Below are 11,660 nucleotides of genomic sequence, written 5' to 3'. Positions count from 1 at the left end.
CCTCGCAAGCCTCGTCGGCCAAGTTGAACCAGTGCTGCACAAAGTACATGCGCAACATACGCTCAAGTCCCACCGGCGGGCGACCATTGCCCGGCTTGGGGTAATGCGGCTCGATCACTTCGCATAGCGCATGCCACGGAACGATCTCATTCATTGTGGAGAGGAACACGTCGCGCCTGGTTGCGCGACGGTATTGTTCGAATCCGGCTCCTGCATCGGCCGCTAGGGCAAGGGTCTGTTGTTTCATCGACCTATAACGAAACAGCACCCAATGCGGTGGACTTATTCAGCGTAGCCTTAAGCCCAAAATGGCTAAAGACATGTGCAAAGAATGCGATAAATATCTTTATAAATCAATAACTTATAAAGACGTGCACCTCTTGAAAACGTCTTTAGCCGTCTAAACACCCACCGCATAAAACCACCACAATAAACCCACGGTGAACCGCCCAATGAGCAACTTTGCCTTCCTTGCGTCTGAATGGCTGACGCTGTTTGAGTCCACCCGCAAGGCAGAGCAGCTGGCCAACAGCGATGCAAGGGCGTCATGCTTTTACGCCCGCCGCACCCTGGAGCTGGCGGTGGCTTGGATGTACACGCATGACAAATCGCTGCGCCTGCCGTACCAGGAAAATTTGAGTGCGTTCATCCACGAGCCCACCTTCAAGAGCACCGTGGGCGATGCCCTGTTCACCAAGGCCCGGCTGATCAAGGACTTGGGCAACATGGCGGTGCACAGCACCAAAAAGATGGCGACCAGCGACGCCCTGAACGCCACGCGTGAGCTGTTTCATTTTTGCTATTGGCTGGCCCGCACCTATGGCCGCAAAAACCGTCCCTCGCCTGGCTTGACCTTTTCTGCAGACCTGTTGCCTGCTGCGGCATCGGCTGATGCGGCCCCACAGTCGGCGGAGCAGCTGCAAAAGCTCGAAGCCAGCCTGAAAGACCGTGACGACAAGCTGGCCTCTGTCCACGCCCAGCACGCCGCCGAAAAGGCCACGCTGGAGCAAGAACTGCAGCAATTGCGAGAGGCAGTCGCGGCAGCCAAGAAGGCCAACACCGCCGAGCCTGACACGCACGACTATTCCGAGGCCGAGACGCGCAAGGCCTTCATTGATGTCTTGCTCAAGGAAGCCGGTTGGAACCTAGACCCGGCCGTGAGCCATGAGGTGGAAGTGGTGGGCATGCCCAACAACGAGGGCAAGGGCTTTGTGGACTATGTGCTGTGGGGCGACGACAGCAAACCGCTGGCGCTGATTGAGGCCAAGCGCACCACCCGCAACCCCACCGTGGGCCAGCAGCAGGCCAAGCTGTATGCCGATTGCCTGGAGGCCATGTACGGCCAGCGCCCGGTGATTTTTTACACCAATGGTTATGAGCACTTGATATGGGACGACGCGAGTTACCCGCCCCGACCGGTGCAGGGTTTTTACAAAAAGCCCGAGCTGGAGCTGACGATTCAGCGCCGCAGCAGCCGCAGGTCGTTGGCCGATGCGGTCATCAACTCCGGCATCATTGAGCGCCATTACCAGACGCGTGCTGTGCGCCGGGTGGGGCAGACCTTTGAGGTGGAGCATCAGCGCAAAGCTTTGCTGGTCATGGCCACGGGTTCGGGCAAAACCCGCACGGTGATTGCCCTGGCCGATGTGCTGATGCGCTGCAACTGGGCCAAACGCATTTTGTTTTTGGCCGACCGGGTGGCGCTGGTGAATCAGGCGGTGAACGCCTTCAAAAAGCATTTGCCCGATGCTTCGCCCGTGAACTTGGTCACAGACAAAAACACCGAGGGCCGGGTGTATGTGTCTACCTACCCGACGATGATGGGTTTGATCGACGAGGTGTCCAACGCCCAGCGCCGCTTTGGTGTGGGGCATTTCGACCTGATCATCATCGACGAGGCGCACCGCTCGGTTTATCAAAAATACGGGGCAATTTTCAAATACTTTGATGCGCTGCTGGTGGGCCTGACCGCCACGCCCAAGGACGAAATTGACCACAACACCTATGGCTTGTTCAATCTGGAAGATGGCGTGCCCACCGACGCCTATGGATTGGACGAAGCCGTGGCCGATGGGCACCTGGTTCCGCCTGTGCCGATTTCTGTCCCGCTCAAGTTTTTGCGCGAAGGTATTCAATACGATGACTTGTCAGAGCAAGAGCAGGCCGAATGGGATGAAAAAGAATGGGACGAAGAGGGCAACATCCCGGACGAGGTCAATTCTGAAGCCCTGAACAAATGGCTTTTCAACGTGGACACCGTGGACAAGGTGCTGGCCACATTGATGGCGCATGGCCAAAAAGTGGCCGGTGGCGACCGGTTGGGCAAAACGATTGTGTTTGCCAAAAACAACGACCACGCCGACTTCATCGCCCAGCGCTTTGATGCAAACTACCCGCATTACAAGGGGCACTTTGCCCGGGTGGTGACTTACAAAACCGAATATGCGCAGAGCATCATCGACGACTTTTCCAACAAGGACAGGATGCCGCACATTGCGGTGTCGGTGGACATGCTCGACACCGGTATCGATGTGCCCGAGGCGGTGAACCTGGTGTTTTTCAAGGTGGTGCGGTCCAAGACCAAGTTTTGGCAGATGCTGGGGCGCGGCACCCGCTTGTGTCCCGATTTGTTTGGGCCAGGCGATGACAAAAAGAACTTTTACATCTTCGATTACTGCCAAAACCTGGAATTTTTCAGCCAGAACCCGGACTTCAAAGAGGGCGCGGGCTCTGAGCCATTGAGCACGCGTTTGTTCAAGGCGCGGCTGACCATGATTGGTGAGTTGGATGCCAAGCTGGCTGGCCACGACCAGGCAGGCGAAGCGCCACCGCCCTATGGTCAGCTCACTCTGACTGCGGTGCGTTCCGAAACCGCGGCCATGTTGCACCAGGTGGTTGCGGCCATGCGGGTGGATAACTTTGTGGTGCGCCCGCAGCGCTTGGTTGTGGAGCGCTTTGCCAACGCAGGCGCTTGGGACAAGTTGAGCCCTGATGATGTGCACGACTTGAGCTACAAGGTGGCGGGGTTGCCCACCGAACTGACCGACGATGACGAGGAGGCCAAGCGCTTTGACATGCTGGTTTTGCGTTCGCAGTTGGCCATTTTGCAGGCCAAACCAGAATTTGCCTCGTTGAAGGAAAAGATCCAGTCACTGGCCAACGCACTGGAAGAGCAAGTGGCCATTCCGGCGATCAAGGCAGAAATGTTGCTGATCCAGTCTGTTGCCAGTGATGAGTGGTGGGAGGATGTGACGGTGCCGATGTTGGAGACCGTGCGTCGGCGTTTGCGTGCCTTGATCAAGCTCATTCCCAAGGGCAAGAAGAAGGTGGTTTACACCGACTTTGAAGATGAGCTGGGTGAGATGACCCAGATTGATCTGCCGCAGGTGACGGCCGGGCTGAACATGGCCAAGTTCAAGGACAAGGCGCGGCAGTTTTTGCGTGAGCATGAATCGCACCTGGCCTTGCAGCGCTTGCGACGCAATCAGCCTTTGACGCCAACAGACCTGGACGAACTGGAGAAGATGCTGCTGGCAGCAGGCGGCTCAAAAGCCTTGATTGACGAAGCGAAAGCGCAGAGTCAAGGCTTAGGCATTTTCATCCGGTCACTGGTTGGCTTGGACCGAGAAGCTGCGATGCAAGCCTTCAGCGAACTGGTGAGCGGCACCACCGCTACGCCCAATCAGATCGAGTTCATTAACCTGATCGTGCAAGAGTTGACCCAAAACGGGGTGATGGATGGTGCCCGTTTGTTCGAGTCGCCCTTCACGGACATGAATGCGCTTGGGCCTTTGGGCATATTCCCGCCCGCCAAGGTGAGTCAGCTTGTTCAGGTTTTGGACGATATCAGGGACCGGGCGGCAGCTTGACGACAGCTTAAGCCGGCAAGTTGAGACTGAAATTATTCAACTGCCTTCGGCTTGAAAAACATCGGATAAGCCCTTTGCACCGTCGGGCTGTCATAGGCCCAGCTGTGGCATTGGCCGAGGTGGTAGGGTGGTTGGGTGATTTCGGGGTGGGGCTGGCCAGCTTGTTCGCGGCGGTGCCATTGGCCGGATGGCAGGGTTTGGTAGGCGGCCGTCGCCATGTTGAACAAAAGTTCCCGCAGGTGGGTGCAGCCTTCGGTGCCACCGATGTGTTCGTTGATGATTTTGCGCCAGCCCGGACCCATGGTTTGGCCGATGAGTTTGTGCATGCCGTGCGGTGCGCCTGCGCATTCGGGGTGTGGGATGTCGTCCATCGCTGTGACGATGTCTTGGATGACCATCTTGTTGTTGAGCGTGACGCGGATTTTCAGGCCGTGGATCGGCTCATTGGCTGGGAAGGGCCGCTCGTTGGGCACCGAAAACCCATAGGTTTTCACATCGGTCAGTTCTGCTTCAATGTCCCACAGGCCGTCTTCGCGGTCAAAGCCTTGGTAGACCACGGTGCGCGTATGTGACAGTTTTCGGGGGGAGGGGGGTGGAAGTGCCAATGGAAATCTCGCGGGTCTGATGTTCAATGTTCCGATCATATCGATGCAGGAGCCTTCACGATGACCGCCACCATGTCCACCACCATCCACCCCGCCGTTCGCCGCCAGACCATTGCCGATGCCTTGCGCCGCACCGCGATTCGTTTGCCTGCCAAAACCGGCATCGTGTGCGGTGCGACGACCTGGAGCTATGCCGAGTTCGATGCACTGGTCACCCGCTTGGCCGCAGGTCTGACCAGCATCGGCGTGGCCGAGGGCGACAAAGTGGCGGTCTTGGCCCGCAACTCGCACGGTTTTGCTGCGCTGCGTTTTGCGCTGGCCCGAAGAGGTGCGGTCATGGTGCCGATCAACTTCATGCTCAAAGCCGAAGAGGTGGCGTTTATCTTGCGCCATGCCGGTGCCCAAACCCTGGCCACCGACAGCGGTTTGGCCGAGCTGGCGCAGGCCGCCGCCAAGCTGGACACGCAGGTTCAACAGTTCATTTGGCTGCCGTCAGAAGACCCGAGCCAGCCCGTAGCAGGTATGCACAGTTTTGACGCACTGGCCGCCTGCACCGATGCGTTGCCCGATCTGCAGCTGGGCAGTTACGACGTGGCACAGATCGTCTACACCAGCGGCACCGAATCGTCGCCCAAAGGTGCTCAGCTCACGCACGATGCGGTGCTGTGGCAATACGTCAGCTGCGTGATCGACGCCGAAATTGCCGAGCAGGACGTGGCCCTGCACGCGCTGCCTCTGTACCACTGCGCCCAGCTTGATGTGTTCTTTGGCCCAGCCATTTACATGGGCAGCACCAACGTCATCACCTCCAAGCCCACACCCGACAACCTGCTGCCGATGCTTGAAAGGTTCGGCATCACCAGCTTTTTTGCGCCGCCCACGGTGTGGATTGCGTTGCTGCGCTCGCCGCTGATGGATGCTGGCAAACTCGCCAAATTGGCCAAGGGCTATTACGGCGCGTCCATCATGCCGGTCGAGGTGCTGAAAGAGTTGGCCTCGCGCCTGCCCCAAGTGCGCTTGTGGAACCTGTATGGCCAAACGGAAATCGCGCCGCTGGCCACCTTGCTCGGCCCCGAAGACCAGCTGCGCAAACCCGGCTCCTGCGGCAAGGCGGTGCGCAACGTCGAGACCCGGGTGGTGAACGACGACATGCAAGATGTGGCCTTGGGTGAGGTGGGCGAGATCGTGCACCGTTCGCCGCACCTGATGCTGGGCTATTTTCATGACGACGAACGCACCCGGGCCGCCTTTGAGGGCGACTGGTTCCACAGCGGGGATCTGGGCATCATTGATGCCGAGGGCTACATCACGGTGGTGGACCGCAAGAAGGACATGATCAAGTCCGGCGGCGAAAACGTGGCCAGCCGCGAGGTGGAAGAGATGATTTACCGCCTGCCTCAGGTCAGCGAAGTGGCGGTGGTTGGCCTGCCTGATCCCAAATGGGTCGAGGCGGTGACGGCCGTGATTGTGGTCAAGGCCGGGCAAACACTGGATGAGGCCACCGTGATCGCGCACTGCAACCAGCACATGGCCGGGTTCAAGTGTCCCAAACGGGTGGTCTTCACTGACACGCTGCCCAAAAATCCGAGCGGTAAATTGCTCAAACGCGATCTGCGTTTGCGCTACGCCTGATGCTTAACCATGAGCAATAGCGCGCCGGATCAGGGAAATCCATGAATAAATGTCCTATCAATAAGACATGAATGTCCTATTGACAGAACAATAGGGCTGTTCCACGATGCCAATCATGGATGCTCACCTGCCTCTGCCCAAATACCATCAGATTTATCTGGTGCTCCGGGAGCAATTGCGTGAAGGCCGTTTCGATGCGGGTTTGCCGGGTGAACTGACCCTGATGGGGCAGTTTGGTGTGGCCCGTGTCACGGTGCGCAGGGCCTTGTCGCTACTGGCAGAAGAAGGCTTGATTCATCGTCAGCCCGGACGAGGCACGAAGCCTGTGACGGCGCTTGCTCAAGACATGCACATGCAAGCCTCCACCATGGCCACTGCTCAGCAGGCGCGGCTGACTGGCTTACTCGAAAATTTGGTCACCATGGGCATGCGCACCCAAGTCAAGGTGCTGTCGGTCGAGCGCATGCGCGCCCCCGGGGACGTGGCCGCTGCCCTGAAGCTGTCAGCTGGTGCTTTGGTTCAAAAAGCCGAGCGCGTACGCAGCACACCTGAAGGCCCGCTGTCGCACATCACCACTTGGGTGCCCGATGCGATCTCGGCCGGATTTGGTGAGCGTGAATTAGCGCAAAAACCCATTTTGGTCTTGCTTGAAGAGTCAGGCGTCAAGGTAGGCCGGGCCGAGCAGACCATCTCCGCCCGCCTGGCCGACATGGGCATAGCGCAGCATTTGGATGTGTCCGTCGGATCGGCCTTACTGGCGGTTCGGCGTTTGATTTATGACGAGGACGACCGTCCCGTTCAATGGTTGCATGGCTTGTACCGCCCGGACCGGTACGAATACCAGATGCAGTTATCCCGCGTTGGCAGCATCGATGCCAAGGTGTGGGTAAGCCAGGAGTTGTCCGCAAACTTTCACTGACTTTCAACCAAGGATGATCTTATGACCACACGTCGACATTTCATGGGCCAGTCCGCTGTTGCGGCTTCTGCCATCGCATTCCCTTTGGTGGGTGGAGCCCAGCCCAAGCCTGTCAAAGTCGGTGTCCTGCACCCTGTGACCGGTGCTTTGGCCTATTCGGGTCAGCAATGCCGCATGGGCGCTTTGATGGCCATTGAGGACATCAACAAGGCGGGTGGCATCAAGTCTTTAGGGGGTGCCAAGATTGAAGCCATGCTGGGCGATGCGCAGTCCAGCCCGCAGGCCGGAACAGCCGAAATTGAGAAGATGAACGAGGCCGGCGTCAGCGCTGTCGTTGGGGCCTTTGCCTCGGCCATCTGCCTGGCTACAACGCAAGCGGCGGCCAAATACAACCTGCCCCATGTGGTCGATGTGGGCGTGGCTGACCAGATTGTTGAGCGCGGCCTGAAAAATACCTTCCGCTTTGGCCCGGGCTACAAGAAATGCGCCGAAGTGGCCGTGGCCAGCCTGCATGCCCTGAACACAGCCGCAGGCAAGCCCGCCCGCACCGTGATGATCGTGCACGAAGAATCACTGTTTGGCACAGGCACTGCCAACTTGTTGGCCAAGGAACTTCCAGGATACGGCTATGAGGTCAAGGAAATCATCAAGCACGCTAACCCGACGCGCGACTTCAACAACATTGCGTTGCGCATCAAGCAGGTCAACCCCGACATCCTGATCCCGGCCAACTACTACAACGAATACGCGTTGCTGGTCCGCACCTTGCAACAGCAAAAGATCACGCCCAAAGCCATTTATTCGGTGCTGGGCGGTGCGGCTTCGAGCTACAAGTTCGTCAAGGAGTTCCCGGAAGCGGCCAACGGCATCATTGACTGCAACCATTGGTTCAACCCCAAGGACAAGCGTTCGGCCGAACTGAAAAAACGGGTCGAAGCGCAAGGCCAGTTCTTCAGCTACGAAGTGTTCATGACCTACACCGCCATGATGCTGCTGGCCGATGCAATCGATCGCGCCAAGTCACCTGACCGCGCCGCCATCATCGAAGCGCTGGCCACCAGTAAATTTGCCAATCACATCATGCCCTACGGTCCAACTCAGTTTGTCAATGGCCAGAACATGGGGGCACAGCCTTTGATGACACAGGTCTACAAAGGTGACATCAAGGTGATCGTGCCCCGCGATTACCGCGAAGTGGAGCCTGTCTTCCCGCTCAATAGCTAAGCGCCAAGGCTCCCCGATGCTGGACCTGAACATCCTGTTTCCCTCTTTGCTCAATGGCATCACCACCGGTGCCGTCTATGCATTGATCGCACTGGGCCTCACGCTCATTTATGGCGTGCTGCACATCATCAATTTCGCGCACGGCGCGGCCTTGATGGTGGCGCTGTATGGCGTTTACATGCTCAAGGAAAAGCTCGGGGTCGATCCCTATCTGGCCCTGCCCGTCATGGTGCCCGCCATGTTCGTGCTGGGCTACGCGCTGCAACGTGGCGTGATCAACCGCGCCAGCCACGGCAAGGACGAAAACATTCTGTTGGTCACCCTCGGCGTGTCAATCGTGCTGGAAAACCTGGCGTTGCTGTTTTTCAAATCCGACACCCGCAGCATTGAAACCGCCTACACACTGAGCACGGTCGAGATCGGCCCGGCATTCATTGCCTTGCCCAAGCTGGTGGCATTTGGCGGTGCCTTGGCGGTGTCTGCCGTGTTGTTGTTCATCGTGCAAAAAACCGATTTGGGTCGTGCGATCCGTGCCGTATCCAAGGAAAAACAGGGGGCTCGCCTGATGGGCATCGATGTGGACCATGTGTATGCCATGTGTTTTGGTTTGGGCCTGGCCAGCCTCGGGGCTGCAGCCTGTTTTTTGATGCCCGCTTATTACGTCAACCCGCAGGTGGGCAATGGATTTGTACTGGTGGCCTTCACCATTGTCGTGCTGGGCGGCATGGGCAGTTTTGCGGGGGCCTTACTCGGCGGCTTACTCATTGGCGTGGTGGAGTCGCTTGGCGGTTTGCTGCTGGGTGAGTCGTTGGGGCAAGTGGGTATTTTTGTGATTTTCATTGCGGTGCTCATGCTCAGGCCGCAAGGATTTTTTGGAGCGAAAGCATGAAAGACTTTCGCAACATCGTTCTGTTTGTGCTGTTGGTTGCTGCGGTGCCGTTTTTCACCCAGTCGGGGGTGGTGCTCAATTTCGTCATGACGGCCCTTTACGCTTGCCTGCTCTCTCAAGCCTGGAACGTGCTGGGAGGTTTTGGTGGGCAGTTCTCTTTTGGTCATGCGCTGTTTTTTGGCACGGGCGCTTATGTTCAGGCCATTGCGCAAATGCAGTGGGGCTTGAGCCCCTGGGTGGCTTTGCCACTGGCCATGGCTTTTGCGGCAGGTGTGGGCGCTTTTGTCGGTGCTGCCTCTTTCCGCTACGGCCTAAAGGGCTCTTATTTTGCGCTGGTCACGTTGGCCTTTGCCGAGGTTTTTCGCATTGTGGCCACATCGGTGCCTTTCACTGGTGCTGGTGTTGGCTTGATGCTGCCGCTCAAAGAGTCGGCTGCCAACATGCAGTTTGGCAGCCGAGCCGGGTTCATCTGGCTCATGCTGGGTCTGGTCACGCTGGCGCTGATCATCACCGCTTGGCTACGCCACTCGCGCTTTGGCGCATACCTGCAAGCCGTGCGCGACAACGAAGACGCCGCACGAGCCATTGGCGTGAACCCTTTCACCATCAAGCTGGTCGCCACCATCCTGTCCGGCGGTCTCATGGGCGCAGGTGGGGCTTTTTATGTGCAGGTTTTTCAGTACATCGATCCAGGCATCGCCTTTGGCTCTCACACCTCGGTTGAGGCCCTGGTGGGGGCGATCGTTGGCGGACTGGGAACGCTGTGGGGGCCGCTGCTAGGGGCCATCAGCCTGCACATCCTGGCGGATCTCACACGCAATTTATTCGGCCAGTTGCCGGGCATCAACATGGTGATCTACGGCTCGGTGCTGATCCTGATCGTGATGTTTCTGCCGCGCGGCATCGCCGGTCTGGGCAGCATCACGCCGCAGCAGTGGTGGCGTGGCAACAAGCCGTCAGACGGAGATAAACCATGAGCATTCTGCTCAAAATCGACGGCGTGGGCAAATCCTTTGGCGGTCTCAAGGCTGTGCAAAACGTCAGCCTGTCAGTGACTGAAGGTCGCCTGAGCGCTCTGATTGGTCCCAATGGCGCTGGCAAGACCACCTTGTTCGCGCTCATGTCCGGTTTTCTCATGCCGGATACCGGTCGGGTTGAGTTTGACGGCCAAGATATCACTGGCCAGCCACCGCACCTGAATGCGCTCATGGGCCTGACCCGAACCTTTCAGATCGTGCAGCCTTTTGCGGCGCAAACCGTGCGAGAAAACATCGCGGTCGGGGCCCACCTGCACCTGCCGCGACGCGCGCAGGCGCTGGAACAGGCCGAGTCGGTGGCGCAGCAAGTGGGCCTGACCTCGCAACTCGACAAGCTCGCCAGTGACCTGACGGTGGCAGGCCGAAAGCGCCTCGAATTGGCGCGAGCCCTGGCCACGCGGCCACGCCTGTTGTTGCTCGACGAGGTTCTTGCGGGGTTGAATCCGCAGGAAATTGCCGAGATGATTCCGGTGGTTCAAGGCATTGCCCAAAGTGGCGTGACGGTGCTGATGATTGAGCACGTGATGCAGGCCGTGATGAGCCTGGCGCAAGAGGTCTGGGTGCTTGCGCAGGGACAGTTGATCGCCCAAGGAAGCCCGACCGAAGTGACCCGCAACAAAGCAGTGGTCGAGGCCTATCTGGGCCACGGCACGGCCGAGCGGCTGCAAAAGAGTGCTGCCCTTCAGAAAGAGGTGCAGGCGTGAACACCCCTTTGTTGAATGTGCAGGGCCTCAAGTCGGGCTATGGTGCTATCGAAGTTTTGCGGGGTGTGTATCTGCATGTGATGCCCGGTGAGACGGTGGCCCTTTTGGGCAGCAACGGTGCAGGCAAGACCACGCTCAACCTTACCTTGAGTGGTCTTGTGAGCACGCGGGCCGGACGGGTTCAGTTTGATGGGCAAGACATCACAGGCATGCATTACCAGAAGGTGGTCTTGCACGGCTTGATCCAGGTGCCTGAAGGCCGCAAGGTGTTTCCCAATTTGAGCGTGCACGAAAACCTGGAGCTGGGTGCTTTTAAAAGGGGGCGTGAGCATCGCGCCCATAACCTCGACAAGGTGTACGAGACCTTTCCGCGCCTAAAGGAACGCGTGACCCAACTGGCGGGCACCCTCAGTGGTGGCGAGCAGCAGATGCTGGCCATTGGCCGTGGCCTGATGTCCGAACCACGCTTGCTGATTCTGGACGAACCCTCCCTCGGTTTGTCGCCATTGTTGGTGGAGGAAATGTTTGGCCTGATCTCGCAGTTGCGCAGCAGCGGCCTGGCGGTTTTGCTGGTGGAACAAAACGTGGGTCAGTCGCTGGACATCGCCGACCGGGCTTATGTGATGGAAAACGGGCAGATCCGTTTTGCCGGCACTCCGGCCGAGTTGCTGTCAAGTGACACGCTCAGGCAGGCATATCTGGGCATGTGATGCCCTTTACGCTAAGCACTCCGTTTCACATGTTGCGAACCCTGTTCGATCGTTAACTACAGGCATTGTGT

Annotated in this window: 10 protein-coding genes; 8 read left to right on the top strand and 2 right to left on the bottom strand. The window is 58.3% G+C overall.

From position 1 onward, the window contains the following. Positions 1-247: transposase (locus B9Z45_RS15000; RefSeq protein WP_146180858.1), on the bottom strand; the 247-nt coding region annotated here is incomplete at its 3' end. A gap of 205 nt (positions 248-452) precedes the next feature. On the opposite strand from B9Z45_RS15000, the gene B9Z45_RS14995 reads away from it, so the two are divergent. Beyond that, positions 453-3,869 carry a DEAD/DEAH box helicase family protein gene (locus B9Z45_RS14995; protein WP_108408024.1) on the top strand — a complete coding sequence of 1,139 codons (3,417 nt, stop codon included), beginning with the start codon at positions 453-455 and terminating at the stop codon, positions 3,867-3,869. Between the two features lie 32 nt (positions 3,870-3,901). Here B9Z45_RS14995 and B9Z45_RS14990 read toward each other — a convergent pair whose 3' ends face one another. Then, on the bottom strand, positions 3,902-4,474 hold the full coding sequence (locus B9Z45_RS14990) for a DUF2889 domain-containing protein (RefSeq protein ID WP_233252220.1): 573 nt from the start codon (positions 4,472-4,474) through the stop codon (positions 3,902-3,904). 72 nt (positions 4,475-4,546) lie between these two features. Between B9Z45_RS14990 and B9Z45_RS14985 the strand changes: the two genes are divergently transcribed. The 7 genes from B9Z45_RS14985 to B9Z45_RS14955 all read left to right on the top strand — a co-directional run bounded on the left by B9Z45_RS14985 (position 4,547) and on the right by B9Z45_RS14955 (position 11,589). Then, positions 4,547-6,106, top strand: coding sequence for an acyl-CoA synthetase (locus tag B9Z45_RS14985; protein WP_199221922.1), 1,560 nt, complete (start codon positions 4,547-4,549; stop codon positions 6,104-6,106). Between the two features lie 115 nt (positions 6,107-6,221). Next, positions 6,222-7,025 (top strand): GntR family transcriptional regulator, encoded by an 804-nt coding sequence (locus tag B9Z45_RS14980; protein WP_199221921.1) that lies wholly within the window; start codon positions 6,222-6,224, stop codon positions 7,023-7,025. Positions 7,026-7,046: 21 nt separating this feature from the next. Further along, entirely contained in the window at positions 7,047-8,249 is a 1,203-nt protein-coding gene (locus tag B9Z45_RS14975) for an ABC transporter substrate-binding protein (RefSeq protein WP_108408023.1), read from the top strand. Positions 8,250-8,265: 16 nt separating this feature from the next. Further along, positions 8,266-9,138 (top strand): branched-chain amino acid ABC transporter permease, encoded by an 873-nt coding sequence (locus B9Z45_RS14970; RefSeq protein ID WP_108408022.1) that lies wholly within the window; start codon positions 8,266-8,268, stop codon positions 9,136-9,138. Continuing rightward, entirely contained in the window at positions 9,135-10,115 is a 981-nt protein-coding gene (locus tag B9Z45_RS14965; RefSeq protein WP_108408021.1) for a branched-chain amino acid ABC transporter permease, read from the top strand. Before B9Z45_RS14970 ends, B9Z45_RS14965 begins: the two co-directional genes overlap by 4 nt. Next, positions 10,112-10,879, top strand: coding sequence for an ABC transporter ATP-binding protein (locus tag B9Z45_RS14960; RefSeq protein WP_108408020.1), 768 nt, complete (start codon positions 10,112-10,114; stop codon positions 10,877-10,879). Before B9Z45_RS14965 ends, B9Z45_RS14960 begins: the two co-directional genes overlap by 4 nt. Continuing rightward, positions 10,876-11,589: an ABC transporter ATP-binding protein gene (locus tag B9Z45_RS14955; RefSeq protein WP_108408019.1), complete on the top strand. Its 714-nt coding sequence runs from the start codon at positions 10,876-10,878 to the stop codon at positions 11,587-11,589. The genes B9Z45_RS14960 and B9Z45_RS14955 overlap by 4 nt, the downstream gene beginning before the upstream one ends. Positions 11,590-11,660 lie beyond the last annotated feature (71 nt).

Origin of the sequence: Limnohabitans sp. 2KL-17 (assembly GCF_003063415.1) — a bacterium.
Taxonomy (GTDB): domain Bacteria; phylum Pseudomonadota; class Gammaproteobacteria; order Burkholderiales; family Burkholderiaceae_C; genus Limnohabitans_A.
This window is presented reverse-complemented; position numbering and strand designations above follow the sequence as displayed.

Coding starts and splice junctions, on each gene's coding strand:
- B9Z45_RS14995 (WP_108408024.1), top strand. CDS start 453: ATGAGCAACTTTGCCTTCCTTGCGTCTGAATGGCTGACGCTGTTTGAG.
- B9Z45_RS14985 (WP_199221922.1), top strand. CDS start 4,547: ATGTCCACCACCATCCACCCCGCCGTTCGCCGCCAGACCATTGCCGAT.
- B9Z45_RS14980 (WP_199221921.1), top strand. CDS start 6,222: ATGGATGCTCACCTGCCTCTGCCCAAATACCATCAGATTTATCTGGTG.
- B9Z45_RS14975 (WP_108408023.1), top strand. CDS start 7,047: ATGACCACACGTCGACATTTCATGGGCCAGTCCGCTGTTGCGGCTTCT.
- B9Z45_RS14970 (WP_108408022.1), top strand. CDS start 8,266: ATGCTGGACCTGAACATCCTGTTTCCCTCTTTGCTCAATGGCATCACC.
- B9Z45_RS14965 (WP_108408021.1), top strand. CDS start 9,135: ATGAAAGACTTTCGCAACATCGTTCTGTTTGTGCTGTTGGTTGCTGCG.
- B9Z45_RS14960 (WP_108408020.1), top strand. CDS start 10,112: ATGAGCATTCTGCTCAAAATCGACGGCGTGGGCAAATCCTTTGGCGGT.